The 15,666-nt window shown below is 49.1% G+C and carries 15 protein-coding genes and 4 tRNA genes; 4 read left to right on the top strand and 15 right to left on the bottom strand.

Annotated elements, in window-relative coordinates; all coding sequences use genetic code 11:
- Positions 1-38 precede the first annotated feature (38 nt).
- From EJP77_RS12775 to EJP77_RS12745, 7 genes are all read right to left on the bottom strand, one after another.
- A tRNA-Lys gene (locus tag EJP77_RS12775) sits at positions 39-114 on the bottom strand.
- Between the two features lie 134 nt (positions 115-248).
- Positions 249-323, bottom strand: a tRNA-Glu gene (locus EJP77_RS12770).
- A gap of 331 nt (positions 324-654) precedes the next feature.
- A tRNA-Ser gene (locus EJP77_RS12765) sits at positions 655-746 on the bottom strand.
- Between the two features lie 9 nt (positions 747-755).
- A tRNA-Asn gene (locus EJP77_RS12760) sits at positions 756-831 on the bottom strand.
- 367 nt (positions 832-1,198) lie between these two features.
- Positions 1,199-1,501, bottom strand: coding sequence for a putative quinol monooxygenase (locus EJP77_RS12755; RefSeq protein ID WP_127199614.1), 303 nt, complete (start codon positions 1,499-1,501; stop codon positions 1,199-1,201).
- Between the two features lie 31 nt (positions 1,502-1,532).
- Positions 1,533-1,817 (bottom strand): hypothetical protein, encoded by a 285-nt coding sequence (locus EJP77_RS12750; protein ID WP_246021884.1) that lies wholly within the window; start codon positions 1,815-1,817, stop codon positions 1,533-1,535.
- A 63-nt stretch (positions 1,818-1,880) separates the two neighbouring features.
- Positions 1,881-2,342, bottom strand: a complete 462-nt coding sequence (locus EJP77_RS12745; RefSeq protein ID WP_185897336.1) for a SprT family protein — start codon at positions 2,340-2,342, stop codon at positions 1,881-1,883.
- Positions 2,343-2,455: 113 nt separating this feature from the next.
- Between EJP77_RS12745 and EJP77_RS12740 the strand changes: the two genes are divergently transcribed.
- The 3 genes from EJP77_RS12740 to EJP77_RS12730 all read left to right on the top strand — a co-directional run bounded on the left by EJP77_RS12740 (position 2,456) and on the right by EJP77_RS12730 (position 3,589).
- Positions 2,456-2,815, top strand: coding sequence for a hydrolase/acyltransferase (locus EJP77_RS12740; protein ID WP_127199612.1), 360 nt, complete (start codon positions 2,456-2,458; stop codon positions 2,813-2,815).
- A 72-nt stretch (positions 2,816-2,887) separates the two neighbouring features.
- Entirely contained in the window at positions 2,888-3,022 is a 135-nt protein-coding gene (gene cmpA / locus EJP77_RS12735) for a cortex morphogenetic protein CmpA (RefSeq protein WP_127199611.1), read from the top strand.
- Between the two features lie 153 nt (positions 3,023-3,175).
- Positions 3,176-3,589, top strand: a complete 414-nt coding sequence (locus EJP77_RS12730) for a VOC family protein (RefSeq protein WP_127199610.1) — start codon at positions 3,176-3,178, stop codon at positions 3,587-3,589.
- 101 nt (positions 3,590-3,690) lie between these two features.
- On the opposite strand, the gene EJP77_RS12725 is transcribed toward EJP77_RS12730, so the two are convergent.
- From EJP77_RS12725 to EJP77_RS12690, 8 genes are all read right to left on the bottom strand, one after another.
- Entirely contained in the window at positions 3,691-5,892 is a 2,202-nt protein-coding gene (locus EJP77_RS12725; protein WP_127199640.1) for a Tex family protein, read from the bottom strand.
- A 144-nt stretch (positions 5,893-6,036) separates the two neighbouring features.
- The gene (locus EJP77_RS12720) at positions 6,037-6,387 is read right to left on the bottom strand and encodes a type II toxin-antitoxin system PemK/MazF family toxin (protein WP_127199609.1); all 351 of its coding nucleotides are present in this window, start codon (positions 6,385-6,387) and stop codon (positions 6,037-6,039) included.
- A gap of 2 nt (positions 6,388-6,389) precedes the next feature.
- A complete protein-coding gene (locus EJP77_RS12715; RefSeq protein WP_127199608.1) occupies positions 6,390-6,671 on the bottom strand; it encodes a CopG family ribbon-helix-helix protein in 282 nt (93 codons plus the stop codon).
- 233 nt (positions 6,672-6,904) lie between these two features.
- Positions 6,905-8,101, bottom strand: coding sequence for an alanine racemase (gene alr, locus EJP77_RS12710; protein ID WP_127199607.1), 1,197 nt, complete (start codon positions 8,099-8,101; stop codon positions 6,905-6,907).
- A gap of 235 nt (positions 8,102-8,336) precedes the next feature.
- Positions 8,337-9,494, bottom strand: coding sequence for an outer membrane lipoprotein-sorting protein (locus tag EJP77_RS12705; RefSeq protein ID WP_127199606.1), 1,158 nt, complete (start codon positions 9,492-9,494; stop codon positions 8,337-8,339).
- 264 nt (positions 9,495-9,758) lie between these two features.
- Positions 9,759-10,028: a hypothetical protein gene (locus EJP77_RS12700; RefSeq protein ID WP_127199605.1), complete on the bottom strand. Its 270-nt coding sequence runs from the start codon at positions 10,026-10,028 to the stop codon at positions 9,759-9,761.
- A gap of 105 nt (positions 10,029-10,133) precedes the next feature.
- Positions 10,134-11,324 carry an acyltransferase gene (locus EJP77_RS12695; protein WP_127199604.1) on the bottom strand — a complete coding sequence of 397 codons (1,191 nt, stop codon included), beginning with the start codon at positions 11,322-11,324 and terminating at the stop codon, positions 10,134-10,136.
- 322 nt (positions 11,325-11,646) lie between these two features.
- Positions 11,647-14,679 carry an efflux RND transporter permease subunit gene (locus tag EJP77_RS12690; RefSeq protein WP_127199603.1) on the bottom strand — a complete coding sequence of 1,011 codons (3,033 nt, stop codon included), beginning with the start codon at positions 14,677-14,679 and terminating at the stop codon, positions 11,647-11,649.
- Between the two features lie 282 nt (positions 14,680-14,961).
- Between EJP77_RS12690 and EJP77_RS12685 the strand changes: the two genes are divergently transcribed.
- A complete protein-coding gene (locus EJP77_RS12685) occupies positions 14,962-15,576 on the top strand; it encodes a sterol desaturase family protein (protein WP_127199602.1) in 615 nt (204 codons plus the stop codon).
- The last annotated feature ends 90 nt before the right edge of the window (positions 15,577-15,666 follow it).

Raw genomic sequence — 15,666 nt, 5'->3', positions numbered from 1 at the left:
GTCTGCCATTCCACCACGACCGCATATGAAGTTTAAAATGGTGAGCCATGAAGGACTCGAACCTTCGACACCCTGATTAAAAGTCAGGTGCTCTACCAACTGAGCTAATGGCTCTTACTAAGAATAAACATGGTGACCCGAAGGGGATACTCGTTCTTCGAACGAGACTGCGATGTAATCCTACCGAAGCGAATGCTCCGACGAACCCTGATGGGTTCTCATCCCCACTTGAAGCTGAGTAATAAAAATGGTGACCCGTAGGGGATTCGAACCCCTGTTACCTCCGTGAAAGGGAGGTGTCTTAACCCCTTGACCAACGGGCCATGCCTTAGGTAATTCATGTTGTTCTCGTGTGACAACAAAAATGAGTATATCAAAAACAAATACGGCTGACAAGCTTTTTTTTATATTTTTTGATGATCAGGTTTTTTGCTAAGTACTGAACTTTGGATAAGCTGAAAAATAGCGTTAAATACAGGAAGCAATCATGATCCCAAATATCGCCCATGCTCGTTCAGCAATAGTTGATCGTGTATATAAGAACAGGCAGCTCCCTCCTGACCTGACCCGCATAGGTGAGAAGAACAAAATAAAACCAGGAGCTTCTATCTACAGAAGCCCCTGGTCATTATGTAAGTCTTATTATGTGAAATATGGCGGAGAGAGAGGGATTCGAACCCTCGCACCACTTACGCAGTCTAACCCCTTAGCAGAGGGTCCCCTTATAGCCACTTGGGTATCTCTCCAAATAGAAATGGCTCCCCGAACAGGACTCGAACCTGTGACAACTCGATTAACAGTCGAGTGCTCTACCAACTGAGCTATCAGGGAACAATAATTTATACTTAAATTAATTTATCATGCTGATTTAACAAAGTCAAGAATTACAGGATAAGAATCATCTGGAAATATTAGTAAGCCAGTGATAGGAAAGACCCGGCCGCCTGGCCAGGTCTTTGTAGTGGAAACTCAGGAATCCTTTCTGTGTCGATCCAGACCGATGATCATAATGATGAGCACAAGCAGTTGAATAAGTAGTTCAGCACTCATGGTGCCTCTCCTCCATTCCATCCGCAAAATACTCCTTCGGCCCAGCTCTCCTCTCCCAGAAGTTCATCTTGTACGTTCCCACTATCATATATATGTAAGACATGCTCACTTATGAGCATACAAGTTACTTGCTCATGTAAAATATTGTTTAAACTCCTTTGCCGCCCAGTGGATTAAGTTTGATTTGCTCTATTCTGGCGATAAGCGGCTTGGCTTTCTGAATCAGCTCTCTTGCTCCTTCAAGAGCGAGGGATGCTTGATGAGCTGACGCATCGTTCCATACTTCAGTTACCCATACACTATTCGGGTCGTTATCCGGAGTGTTAATGATATATAGGATGCACCCTTCCACTGCTTCCATTTCGCATGCCGCTTCGAGCAGGATCTCAACCAGTGCGTTACGTTGACTATCATGCGTAGTGAATTTTGTATATAATCCGAATCTGCTCAAAATCTAATCCCTCCATTAAGTATCATTATGATTAACTTGCATTCTTCCCTTTATTCGATGCCTTGTTCTCACATTCCTTGCTGTATAAATAACCCAATATGCTAAATTCCCTTATATAGCCAAAATAAAAAGAACCATCATCTCCGCTTCCGGAAACCTGGTTCTTATGCTTGATCAGATAGATTTTCTCATGCTTGGTCTTGGTTGTTCTTGTTCGCATATCCGCGTAAACAAATGGACTTCTTCCTGCCTCAGGATTGCGCTTGCCATCACGGGCCAGCTTGTCTCTTAGCTTCTTGGCATTTGATTTGGCCAATCGGATCACTCCTTATTCTTGAGTTGATCTAAGTATATCACGGACGATCATTCACGGAGAAGATCAAAGTTCTGCCATTCTCAAATTACCTGAACATCTCCCGCACCGGTAACGTCCGGGATCCACCTTGCGCTTGCGCAAATATTCCATCCTGCAGCGTGTGCAGACCAGCTTGTAGCGGTACGGCTGAGGTCTTCGGCCGGAGGTACCCGGCAGCGATTGGCAGTAACGGCTCCCTTTTACCATGTGAAGTAAGGCCTTAAATTCAGGATCCCTATGCTGGTACCCTCTCCCTGCCAAATGCAGATGATAGTGGCACAGCTCATGCTTAATAATCTTCTCGACTTCCTCTCTTCCGAACGCTTCAAGCTGATGAGGGTTAATATCAATGTGATGGGTTCGCATAAAATATCTGCCCCCTGTCGTCCTAAGCCGAGAATTAAAGGAGGCCTTATGCCGAAACGGCATACCAAAGCTGTGTAGGGAAATCTCCTCCACCCAAGCTTGCAGCTCTTCGTTGGTCACAGGTATCATTTCCCCCTTTTATCATTCCATAAATCGCTGTACAACACTTGAATTTTAACTTCTGATTACGCTACACTGTCAAGTAGGAATTACTTGGAGGGAGTCACCCAATTATGCAGACCATGCGTTACGTCATTTTACAATCTAATCATGAACTTCAATTCGTGGAGATGCCTGCGGACTATGCTTATCAGCTGAGTGCATTGAACCTTCGCCTTCACAAGGAAATTGCCAAGCTGACGGCCGAGCAAATCCCTACACTTCCCAAAGCGGTTGCCGAGTGCGACCGGCTCGATCTGCTTGAAGAGACAAACCACATCATCAGCGGACTGGAATATATCAATACGCTTGAAGCTTCATTCTCATCGATCAAAGAGACCAGCTATCCGCTGATTTCCCTGCTTACCGAGATCCGTGCTCTACAGGCACAGCTCGAACAGTGGTACGAAGAAGAAGCAGAGCAATCGGTGTAGGACCTGCACACTTCCGGGCTTCTCCCCATATGCTATGCATATTAAAGGGAATCCGACAGGAGGGTGAGCCTTTTGCCAAAATGGCTCTGTAATCAGATCATGCGGGCTTTTCACAAGAAGGACCGGCGTCAGATCAGGCTGCTTAACGAGTGCTGGTTCTTTTACTATAATCGCCCACAAGATAATCACAATGCAGGTCAACTGTAGCTAATGAATAGCTCCTAAGAAGCCATCACTGAGTCGCCCGCGACTTCGTGGTGGCTTCAAGTCTTTTGTGAGATATATAACAGTAAATATCGATCTCAGTATGTTAGAATACGATTATTTAATTCTAAGCTATTGCGTAAAGGAATGTGACTTATGGCCAAACTTACAACCTACATTTTCTCGGAAGACGCCAGGTCTCAAGCTGAGTTCTACATCAAAGCGCTTGGAGGAGAAATCCGCTCTGTGACCACTTATGGAGATATTCCTGGGACGAAGGAGGAGTTAAGGGACAAAATTATTAATTTAAGTTTTGTTGCCGCCGGAGTTCATTTCTTGATGTCGGATTTCGTATATGACTCATTACGTTACGGAAATTCCACTACACTGATGCTAGAGTTCGAATCGGAGCAGGAGGCACGCAGAGCTTTCGCTAATCTTGCTGTAGATGGTAAGGTAAAGCTTCCACTTGAGCCTGCATTCTGGGGAGCTTTGTTCGGCGAGATCGAGGATAAGTACGGAATCCAGTGGATGATTACCACGGAGCCTAAGGCAAACCAAGCCCCCTGATACCTATCGAATCAACTCCCATTCAAGCTCGTTATATAAGCACAAAGGAAGGTTGCCCACCACAGATTAACTGTGGAGGACAACCTTCTTTACTTAAAATCCTAGTTCTTCTCAGGATCACGCATCGTCAGGCCAACGCGCCCTTTCTTCACATCCACGCTCAGTACCCAGACGGTCACGTTATCCCCAACGGATACCACATCCATAGGATGCTTCACATACCCGCTGCTAAGCTGTGAAATATGAACAAGCCCATCGCTCTTAATCCCGATATCTACGAAAGCGCCAAAGTCGATTACGTTGCGCACGGTCCCCTGCAGCTTCATTCCAGGGGCGAGGTCTTCAATCTTCAGCACATCCGTACGGAAAATAGGCAGCGGCAGCTCCTCACGCGGATCACGCCCCGGACGCTGCAAGCTCTCCAGAATGTCCTTCAGTGTGGGTACGCCCACGCCAAGGCTGTCTGCTAGCGGCTCTGGCTGAAGACTCGACAGCTGAGCAGCCACTTCTTTGGAGCCCAGCTGCTGCGGCTCAATGTTCAGCTCCTTAAGCAGGCGGGTAACCACAGAATAGGATTCCGGGTGAATCGGCGTGCGGTCAAGCGGATCACTGCCTCCCGGAATACGCATGAAGCCGATGCACTGCTCATAAGTCTTGGCTCCAAGACGCGGAACCTTCTGAAGCTGCTTGCGGTTCGTGAACTTGCCGTTCTCTTCGCGGAACTTCACGATGTTCTTCGCTGTAGTTGCATTAACCCCCGAGACATAAGACAGCAGAGACGGTGATGCGGTATTCACATCCACTCCGACATGGTTAACGGCGGATTCAACCACCGTCTTGAGGCTCTCCTCCAGATGCTTCTGGGAGACATCGTGCTGGTACTGGCCGACGCCGATGGCTTTGGGATCAATCTTGACGAGCTCGGCAAGCGGATCCTGGACCCGGCGGGCGATGGAGACCGCGCTGCGCTCAGCGACATCAAGCGCCGGGAATTCCTCCTGCGCGAGCTTCGATGCGGAGTAGACGCTGGCTCCAGCCTCGCTGACGATCAGGTAAGCGAGCTCCTGCTCCTCACGTTCGGCGATAATCTCAGCGACGAACTGCTCGGATTCGCGCGAAGCCGTTCCGTTCCCGATAACAATGAGCTGGATGGCGTACTTATCAATCAGCTCATTAATTTTGGCGGCAGCTTCACGCTTCTTGTTGTGCGGCGGTGTCGGATAGGTCACCGCCACCTCGAGCAGCTTGCCCGTGTCGTCGACAACGGCAAGCTTGCAACCAGTCCGGTAGGCGGGGTCCACGCCAAGGACGTTCTTGCCCTTCACGGGCGGCTGCAGAAGCAGGCTCCGAAGGTTGCCCGAGAAGATCGAGATGGCCTGATTCTCGGCCTTCTCGGTTAGCTCAGCCCGAACCTCACGTTCAATGGAGGGAGCAATCAGACGCTTATAGGCATCTTCAATTACGGTATGAAGCGCAGCCTGAACCGAAGAAGGGCCTTTAATAATTTGGCCGGCCATATATTTATGAACCGGTTCTGCCGGAACATCCAGCGAAACTTTAAGAACACTTTCACGCTCACCACGGTTAATAGCCAGAATACGATGCGGTGGCATCTTCTTGGCCAGCTCCCGGTAGCTGTAATACATTTCATAGACCGATTCTTGTTCAGCATCCTTCGCCACCGTATCAATCATGCCATGATCGAATGTATATCTGCGTACCCAGGCCCGTATAGCAGCATCATCCGCTAGAATTTCAGCCACGATATCCATGGCCCCCTGAACGGCTTCTTCCGCTGAGTCTACTCCCTTGTCCGCGCTGGCATACTTCACAGCTTCAGCAAGCAGGTCTCCCTGCTTGGGCTGGGACAAGAGCCATTCCGCCAAGGGTTCAAGTCCCTTCTCCTTCGCTACGCTCGCACGTGTCTTCCGCTTCTGGCGGTAAGGGCGGTACAGGTCCTCTACTTCCTGAAGCTTCCCTGATTGCTTGATTGCCGCGGCGAGCTCTGGTGTCAGCTTACCCTGTTCATCGATAATGCGGATGACCTCGCGCTTCCGCTCTTCCAGGCCGCGCAAGTAAGCTGCCCGTTCTTCAATATTACGAAGCTGGTTCTCATCCAGCTCTCCTGTCATTTCCTTACGGTAGCGGGCAATGAACGGGATGGTGTTCCCTTCACCCAGCAGCCCGATCGTGGTGCGTATTTGTTTGACGGAAATTTGCAGTTCCTTGGCGATCTGCTTTACGATCCGCTCCTGCTCTTCCGCTTGAACTTCCTGAGGCGTGACTTCCACCAACGTGTCCATATCTGACAAATCTAATCCCTCTTTCTTGTACTATATGTAACTTATTATCACAAACTTCAGCCTATATTGCCAGCAGCCTGATACCCAAATAAAAAATGCGCCTGAGTCTCCCCGGCGCACCTCCTATAATCAGGTCATGTTTAGTTAGAAATCAATCAGTCCCACACTGATAAGCAGTGACTCATCCACCTTCTTCATCGTCTCTTCATCCAGATGGGTGATCTTGTCAGTCAGCCTTTGCTTGTCAATGGTTCGTATCTGCTCCAGTAAAATGACGGAATCCCGGTCAAACCCATGCGTAGCTGCTTCAATCTCAACGTGAGTCGGCAGCTTCGCCTTCTGAATTTGAGCCGTAATCGCAGCAACTATGGCCGTTGGGCTGAAACGGTTCCCGATATCGTTCTGGATAATCAGCACCGGTCTTACCCCTCCCTGCTCGGAACCGACAACAGGTGAGAGATCAGCAAAAAATACGTCACCGCGCTTTACGATCATGTTCACACCCCGCTTACTAGCCGATCCAGAGTGCTGTCCGCATCTTCCTCCGCATGGAACGCTTCAGAGGCCATGGTCAGGTTAATCTTCGCCATCTCCATGTAACCGCGCTGCATGGACTCACGGATGAACCGCTTCTTCCGTTCGTTCAAGTAGAGCTTCATTGCCTGCCTAATAAGTTCACTGCGGTTGGAATTCTCCATAGCTACAATCCCATCCACTTCTTGCAAAAGATAATCTGGCAAGCTGATCATGATTCTTTTGGTGCTCTGCATATTGGCCAATTACTTTACACCCCCACAAACCTTTCGACCTTCTTTCCTAGGACAAGTATATCATTATCCAAGGAAATTTATACAAAGGAATATATGCTCCCTGTATATCAAGTATGCTGCATTTCATTATAAACGGAAACCACAGTGGCGTACATACCATTTGTCATTTTCCAATTACTTGATATATTCGTGATACTCCGGAACAAATCCTTCATACGGTGAAAAGTTTTAAGGATATTCAATTAATTGGACCTGGTCTCAATCAGTGGATTCACCATGAGTTCAGGCACTCCTGAACGTGTGTAAAGCCGCGGTATACGATGAGCCAGCAGACAGATTATCTCGTAGTGGATGGTGCCGAGCTCGGAAGCCAGTTCGCCTGCGGTGATGGTCTCTCCGCGCTGCTGGCCAATGAGGACAACCTCTTCTCCGGCTTGAATTTCCTCTGCCATATCGGCAAAAGTTTGCAACGATACCATACACTGGTCCATGCAGATGGTTCCAACGACAGGCACGCGGCGTCCGCGTATCAGAACCTTTGCTTTCCCCGTCAGCATACGTGAATATCCATCCGCATAACCGATCGGAAGCGTACCTATCAGCTCCTCGGCTTCAGTCGCATAGCGTATCCCGTAGCTGATACCTGAGTGCGGGGGCAGCGTTTTAACAAATACTACCTGTGTTTTCAGTGTTAATACCGGGCTTAGCTTCACCTTAGTCTGCTCGACCTCTGCGGATGGATACAGACCGTATAGAGAAATACCTATACGAACCATATCGCAAGAGATCTGTGGCATATCTACGGCGACAGCACTGTTGCCCGTATGTATAATCGGGATTTCATAACCCTGCTCCCGCAGTGCTTCGCACGCGCCCTGAAAACGTCGGTACTGCTCCAGTGTATAGGTCTTATCTTCCTCATCTGCCGTGGCATAGTGGGTAAATAGACCCTCTACCTCCACATGCGGCACCGCCATCACTTCTCCCACAAATCGGGTCAGCTTCTCACCAGGGAACAACCCCAGCCGCCCCATTCCCGTATCCACTTTAATGTGAACCTTGAGCTTACCCGGGAATTTGGAGGATTCCATCTCCCGAATGGCGCTCAGCACTTCATCACTGAACAGGGCAATCGTTACGTCGTTCTCCCAAGCCGCCTGAATACCATGCGGAGGCACATATCCCAACACCAGGATAGGCAGTGTTATACCTGCCTGCCGCAGCTCCAAAGCTTCATCCAGAAACGCTACGCTAAGATAATCAGCACCGAGGCGCTGCATTTCCTTGGCTACTTGTACCGCTCCATGGCCGTAAGCATTAGCTTTCACACAGGCCAGAAGCTTCATACCCTCAGGCAGGGCCTGACGGAATGCCAAATAGTTGGCTTGAAGAACGTCCAGATCAATTTGGACTTGGGTGGGTCGATAGTTTACTTGCAATGAGGTCACCTTCTCTAATGTTTGAAAATCCATTAACACAATAAATTAATGTTAATGTTCTCTGTGGTGGCTGTCAATTAAGATAGAGAAACCTTTTTCTGCAAGTAAACCAGCTTTCCGGCAGAATAGTTAAGGCGAACCTACCACATATGCAGCAGATAAAAAAGAGGACGGATGGACGGTGTGAAGGGAAAAGAATTATTCCTCCCTTCAGCCGTTATCCGTCTACCCAATATTATTTACCCGTTTGATCCTGCATAGAAGCGGCAATCTTGATCATTTCATTTGCCGGCAGGTTGTTGCTGGTAAGATTGAATTCCAGGCCATCCACCGTCCAGGCCAGGTTCTGTGTCTCTTGATCGGAGCCGGTCAGATACCCCCAAGTGAAGCCTAGATCAATGACCTGACCATTGGCCGCCAAAGATACTGAACGGTCTGCTGCTCTTCCTTCGGTTAGCGTATACTGGTACGTTCCATCATAACGGAGCAGTACTGCGCTGTTCTCGCTGCCTTCGATGACCTTCTCTTCTTTCTTGGCTACACCCTCAGGAAGGTAGGTCGGCATAATGACCCCGAAGGTCTCATTCATGGCGGGAAGCTTGGCAGAATCCTGAGCCTCAGCAGCCTTATCGTCCGCTGATTGTGCCGCTGTATCTTTACTGTCCGTGGACGGAACAGCTGCTTGATTCTGGTCCGGGGTCTTTTCGACTAATTGTCCGTTCTCGTCCACTTCCAGAATGGTGCCTTTGGAGTCTGGCGTAGAGGCATTCAAGTTCTGCTGCATATCAAATGACTTTTTGTCAAAACCGGCATCGAACTTGAACTTGTCGAATTTCACTTCAACAACGACGTTGGCGTTAGAGTCTGAGACCTGGACCTGCTTTGGCGCATAGTCCTTCTTGTTCAGCCAAATTTTCTGACGCACGAGAGTCTGGGTATTATAATTGGCTGCCACATCAAACACATAGCTGTCCTTGTCATCCACAAATTGGCGGGATGTATCGTTCAAGATGCTGCGAACCAGGGTCTGATACAGATAGACCTGTCCTTGATTCTCCGGCCAATCGCTCTGGAAACGGAAGCTCTTGTTCAGGCTCGGTGTAAGCACGTACACCCCTTGATCGTTGCGGAGCACAATCTGGGTCACATCTTTTTGCGCGTTCGTTAAAGCAATGCGGTAATAGGACGGGTTCTGATACCATACTTCCACCCGGTATTCCTGAGGCTTCTCGCCGGTATGTAAGGTCATGGTTCCCGTACCTTCATAACTTTCCATCTTTGTAACGACTTGATCCAAGTCTTTGACAACATCAGCAGAGTTCTTTGTTCCGCAAGCAGCCAGCAGCATGCTGAAAGCTATCACCATGGTTAGCACCCATGTGATTCGACGCATGGTATCATCCCCTTAGCCCATATGAATTTTCCTAAACTTGATACATGTCTATGTGGGAACTTGGACGATTATGCGGACATGTTTGACAAGCCGGGACTTTACATGGGAGCTGCAAAAAACTACCAAAATAAAAAAGAAACCCTTGGTCATCAATGACCAGGGTTTCTCTACACTAAGGAAGTCAAATGACTGTCCTTCTAGGTTCACAGCATATTCTGCGCTTCGGCAGCTGACTAGCGGCTTGTTCTTGACGTGCGCTGCGAGCTACCAGTGGTGTCTGTGGTGTCTTCTTCTTCCAGGCCGCTCCAGCAAAATAATAACAAGCAGATCGAAAAGGACCAAAGGCAGAATTAGGGGTGCAAAAGTGACATGGGCCTTCGTATCCTTGCCGTGCAGCGAGGAGGTATTCAAATACAGCCGCTTGCCGGAGACTTTCACAATAGTTCCGTACAGGATACTGCCTGTCTTGGTCTTGATCTTAACCCGTTTGTTCAAATACTTGCGAGCTTTCGCGTGATTAGACAACTTTGCCATTGGTTATCACCTCCACAGGTTCATGACTCAATTTACGCAGTCATAAGCCTGAGGGTGTGGGCTGGCCCGTAATATCTCACACAAATTCATATCGACGCGTTCTCGCTAAGAGTTCACGCCGGGATTCCGAACCGCCTGCTGCCCAGTCTTCGCTCTCCTCGGAATATGAACTCCTACCACCCATTTACCAAATGGAAGCTTCGCCAGTATCCACGTAAAGAGACTGCACATCACCATACATAATATAAAAGCGATCAGGGTACGCAGGGTGATACTCCATTCGGCGAATAGGCTTCCTTCCAGGGCATAAGCGAGCCGCAGCACGGCGGCATGCATCAGGTAGGCTCCATACGATAACGCGCTGATTCCAGCCAGCATACGGAGCAGGAGTGGATTACCACTGTTCTTTAATGCCATCGCGATCCGGTGGAGCACAAATATCGAGCTTGTCAGGAAAATAACCATTAGCGGCTGCAGCAGAGCCACCCCATTAAAGTTAATATGAAGCCCGTCTGCACTCTCAAAACCATTCACCAGCCGATAGAAAAAATAGGCTGCGAAGCTGATAAATACCGGCCAGTAGATGAATTGTCCCTGCTTAACCCATAACTGCCACCTGGGAACGTTCATACCCGCCGCTGCACCCATCAGGAAATAGAACAAATAATAAAGCACATTCCGGTCCGCATAAGTGGTGAATAGCGGAGTGATCGCCGGAATATCAGCTGCCGAGAACATGCCGGCTATCATACCGATCAGTGGCATCAGCCCGATATAGGCAGCCCCTGCTGCCCCTACCGCCCACGGACGAACCGATGGACGCAGACGTTCAAATACTCCCCTCACCCATCGCCGGAACAGCGGGAACAGCAGATAGAACTGGATCATCATGAACACATACCACAAATGATAGCTTGATTTCCCAGTGATTAACCGCTCCGTGGCAGCTAAAATTTCTTGTAGATTGAGGCCCGGAAAGGCGTGATTCAGATACATATAAAAGATGGACCATATGAAAAAAGGTGTTCCTATGTCCTTGAGCCTTTTTACCAGAAATGAGCGATAGTTCAGTTCTCCATCGTAATTGTAGAAAAGTACCATTCCAGTTATAAAGATAAATACGGGTACCGCAAATTTTGATAGGATGACGAGCAGGGCCAGCAGTACACCGTCAGCAAGACCAACATCCTTCAGGTAGCCATAATGGGCGACCGCATGCTGGAACACTACCCCTGCAAAGGCAATCGCCCGTAGAAGTTCAATTTCTAGTATTCTCTCTTTTGCAATTCTAGTCATTATGCACTCCTGTTCTGTCACTATGAATTCGCTTATCAATCCATCTATTATAACAGGATTGTCCTAACTTCAAGTTCCCCGAATATATGGAAATGTGAAAAGGAGCCGTCCCAAAGTCATAAGACGGCCCCCTATTTGTATAGAAGTTCGGTTTGTGCTTGAAAGACTCCGAGAACGAACGTTGCTCCCCTCGCTGTTGGGTTTTGGATTTCTTGAATGAATGTTAAGCGGATAAAATCCAAAACCATAGGCGACCGCTAGCGCTTGTCCGCAATCGTTCGTCTCTCCGCAGGCCTTGGCTTACAATACGTATTCATTACCTTCACAGCTGCTTCGCTGGAACCAATACCTCCTGCTTCACCTTCTCGCGCTTCGCGCCCATGAAGCTGTAGATGACCGGCACGATCAGCAGGGTAAGCAGTGTCGAGCTGACAAGTCCGCCAATAACCACCACTGCAAGAGCACGGGACACCAAGCCAGCCTCGGTGGATAGAGCGAGCGGAAGCAAGGCGCCTACCGTAGCAATAGCTGTCATCAGAATCGGACGCACACGGGTAACTCCGGCTTCGATCAAGGCCTGCCGTCTCTCCATCCCCTTCTGTTCATTCTGCTTCACCCGGTCAAGCAGTACGATGGCATTGGTTACCACGATGCCGTTCAGCATCAGCAGTCCAATCATCGCCGGCATCCCGATCGGTTCACCTGCCAGGAACAACCCTCCAATCGCTCCAATTATAGAGAAAGGAATAGAAGCAAGAATGACGAATGGCAGCATGGCCTGACCGAAAGCTAGCAGCATTACAAAGTAGACAAGCACAATACTGATCAACAGGGCAATCCCCATGCTGACGAAGCCATCATTCATTTCCTTGGCGGCTCCTTCAGAAGTCCAGGACACTCCGTTCGGCAGCTTAAGGGCATTCATGACTGCAAAGGCATCGCTGCTCACTTTAGCTGAGTTGTTATCGGTAATCGAGGCATAGACCTCCATATATTCTTTCTGGTCCAAATGGGCAACCTGGGTCCGGCTTTGGATCTTCTTAATCACACCCAGATCCCCAAGCTTCACCGGTTGACCTAAAGCGCCGGTAACTTCCTGTTCCTTAAGCTGCTCAGTGGATCCCGTATGATCTGTCTGCAGCTTCAGAATAACATCGGATGGCTTATTGTTGATATCCATGCTAGCAATCGTGCCTCCGGTGACCATCATTCTGAGGCTTGAGGCAACCTGGGCCGGTGTCAGCCCTTTCTCAGCCACCCGCTCATGATTCAGATCAATGGCAATCTCCGGCTTCTCTCCTTGCGCCGAGCTTCGCACATCCGCCAAACCGTCAATTTTACGGATGGCAGCCGCAATTTGATTGGCTCCTTCTGTGATCGATTCCCGAGTTGGCCCGTTGACAATAATGTTCAGATTGTTTCCGCCGATCCCGCCTAGACCGACCAGGATAATACTTTCGGCGCCCTTGATCTTGGAAAATTTCTTCCGAAGCTCTTCACCCATACGGGTCGTATCCGCTTCTTTAGTTACTTTGAAGGCAACGCGCCCATCTTCATTTCCCGCACGGATAAAGGTACGCTCCACCCCTGGCTCAGCCTTGACTACCTGCTCTACATCCTTGACTACCTCCTGCGTTAAAGCTTCATTTGTCCCTACCGGCATGGTGACATCAACATTAAAATTGGTCGGCTTCTCCGAAGGCAGGAAGTTGAACCCAATCGCACCCGCGGCCGGGATCGCCATGCTTCCGGCAAGCAGCACAATCGCCAGAGTGAGCGTCACTGCTCTGTGACGAAGGACTCCTGTCAGCATTCTGCGGTAGACCTTTTGCAGGCTGCCTTCCTTATGCTCCTTATGCTTGATCTTGAGCAGGAATAGTCTCGACATGAGCGGGACAATGGTCACCGCGACCAGCAGCGAGAACAGCAGCGAGATTACAATAGTCCAGGCTAGCGGGACGAAGAATTTACCAACAATGCCTGGCACGAAGGCCAGCGGCAGGAAGACCGCCACGGTCGTCAGCGTAGAGGATGTGATGGCAGATGACACTTCGCGGGTGGCCTGCTCGACCAGCTCCGGATTGCGTTCCTGAGCTCCCCGTACCCTGCGGAATACATTCTCAATAACCACAATCGAGTCATCCACGACCCGTCCAATCGCTACAGCGATACCTGCAAGAGTCATCATATTCAGGGTATAACCAAGCTGGTTCAGTACAATAAATGAAGCCAGCATCGACAGCGGTATGGAAATGACAGCAATCAAGGTTGAGCGCAGGTTACGCAGGAACAGCAGCGTTACCGCAACGGCCATCAGACAGCCGAGCAGCACTTCGCGAAGCATGCCATAGACGGAGTGCTGGATATCCTCAGATTGATCCAGCAGAAGCTCCTGCTTGATTCCTGAGGGAATGGCGAGGCTGGATAACTTTTGCTTAATCTGCTTAACCATACCAACGGCATCTTCTCCGCCTTTTGACAGAACACTGATAGTTACCGCCGGTTCCCCATTCATATGGGTAATTGTTTCATCTGAGGCACGGTATGTAATATCTGCAATCTCGTCCAGTGTAAAAGAGTTCAGCTTAGCTTCCCCTCCAGGCGCAGATTGGGGCGCACCAGCCGCGGCAAACAAGCGAATACTTTTAACGTCTTCCATAGATTTCAATGTATCATCCATACGGACAGGCAGAATCTGTGAAGATGTCTTGATGTCACCGATCGGAATATTCACGTGACTAGCTGTAATCAACTGCTGGACCTGATCGAGAGTAAGGCCTTTCTCTTTCAGTTTCCCGGGTTTAACCTGTATGTATATTTGCTTGTCCTGAATGCCCTTTACTTGAACTTGGCCTATGCCCTCAGCTGATTTTACAGCCGGAACAACTTCGCCCTCTACGAACCGCTGCAGCTTCTCCTCATCTGCTCCACTGTAAGCAACGGTATAGATCTCAGGATCCAGCTTCTCGCTTGTAAAGACGGGCTCACCTGTGCCCTCGGGAAGCTTGGCTTTGGAGACGATGTTACGAGCTTCCTCTTCAATCTTGTCCATATTGACCGACATGCTGGTCTTGATCACACCCGAATATGCATTGGGAGCACCCCACGTATATACGCCCGTAACACCCTCTATATTGCTGAACTCCTTCTCAAGGACCTCTCCAATATCTCTCATGGACTGCTCGGGTGATGCACCCGGGTACACGATATTTACATGAAGATAAGGAATATCCACATCAGGATATTTCTCCATTTTCATTTGGCTGACCGCATAATAACCCCCTGCAGCCAGTACCGCTACCAGCAGCAATATTGCTGTGGCATTCTTCATGCTAAAGCGAATTAAAGATTTCAATTCATTTTCCTCCCCAAAAGTTGGTCTCACATGTTGAAAGTATAGGGTACCGGCCAGTGACCGAATACCTTCTGGAGGAGGTAATTGAATCTGGACCTTAGAGCCGTCATTCACTGGACTTTGGCCCAGTAGCCAAAGCGTGAGATCTGTGCTTAATTATAAGTAATAAACTCAAGTTACAAATTTTGCTACATATACCAAGATACCGGATGAGGAGCTTGGGCTTAGTTCATTTTAGTGGATTATTAAAAAGAGAAGTAAGGAGAGGGATGAAATCGTACTATGAAGAGTAAAGAGAAGCAGCTCGTCAAGGAGTTCGCCTCGGATTCAAGGGTGCTGTTCATCACGTTTATGCTGATCGTGTACATGGTTGTTACACTCATCACTCCCTACAGCCGTTGGACGTGGTCCGCAGTATTGGGAGGATTACTGGTCTTTTTCATTGTCGAATACGTCTCGCACCGATTTATCCTGCACGGATGGCTATCGAGAATCATGCCGAAGGCTCATAAGGGACATGACAATCACCACAAGAATCCGCAGGATTTCAAAGACATGCTCACACCTAATTCATACAACGTACCAGTTCATCTCTTATTCTGGCTCGTTTTCACCTTGGCTTTCCAAAGCATTCACCTGGGTAGTGCGCTTATGTTCGGGGTAGGTGTCTATCACCTGCTCTATGAATGGGTTCATTATGTCTCGCACCGACCGATTACCCCTCGTACACGCTTTGGAAAGTGGATGAAGAAATACCACTTGCTTCACCACTTTAAAGACTCCCAGCATTATTTCGGAGTCACGAATCCTGCGCTGGACATGATCCTTGGAACCGATCAGCTGCCTGCGGGAATGCCTAGCTCAGCGGAAGGGTCGGCTGCTAAGAAGTCATCCTAGCGCTTTCTGCGCTATTTGCAGCCCTGTTCACACTGCCGCTCCCAGCGGTTATGCATTGACTAACGCCAAGCCCGCCTATTATGCTGGAAT

Origin of the sequence: Paenibacillus zeisoli, from assembly GCF_003994465.1 — a bacterium.
GTDB lineage: Bacteria > Bacillota > Bacilli > Paenibacillales > Paenibacillaceae > Fontibacillus > Fontibacillus zeisoli.
Note: the sequence above shows the minus strand (reverse complement) of the source record. Positions and strands in the feature narration are given on the sequence as shown.

Coding starts and splice junctions, on each gene's coding strand:
- EJP77_RS12725 (WP_127199640.1), bottom strand. CDS start 5,892: ATGGACACGTTGGTGGAAGTCACGCCTCAGGAAGTTCAAGCGGAAGAG.
- EJP77_RS12730 (WP_127199610.1), top strand. CDS start 3,176: ATGGCCAAACTTACAACCTACATTTTCTCGGAAGACGCCAGGTCTCAA.
- EJP77_RS12740 (WP_127199612.1), top strand. CDS start 2,456: ATGCAGACCATGCGTTACGTCATTTTACAATCTAATCATGAACTTCAA.
- EJP77_RS12705 (WP_127199606.1), bottom strand. CDS start 9,494: ATGCGTCGAATCACATGGGTGCTAACCATGGTGATAGCTTTCAGCATG.
- EJP77_RS12695 (WP_127199604.1), bottom strand. CDS start 11,324: ATGACTAGAATTGCAAAAGAGAGAATACTAGAAATTGAACTTCTACGG.
- EJP77_RS12700 (WP_127199605.1), bottom strand. CDS start 10,028: ATGGCAAAGTTGTCTAATCACGCGAAAGCTCGCAAGTATTTGAACAAA.
- EJP77_RS12720 (WP_127199609.1), bottom strand. CDS start 6,387: ATGATCGTAAAGCGCGGTGACGTATTTTTTGCTGATCTCTCACCTGTT.
- EJP77_RS12685 (WP_127199602.1), top strand. CDS start 14,962: ATGAAGAGTAAAGAGAAGCAGCTCGTCAAGGAGTTCGCCTCGGATTCA.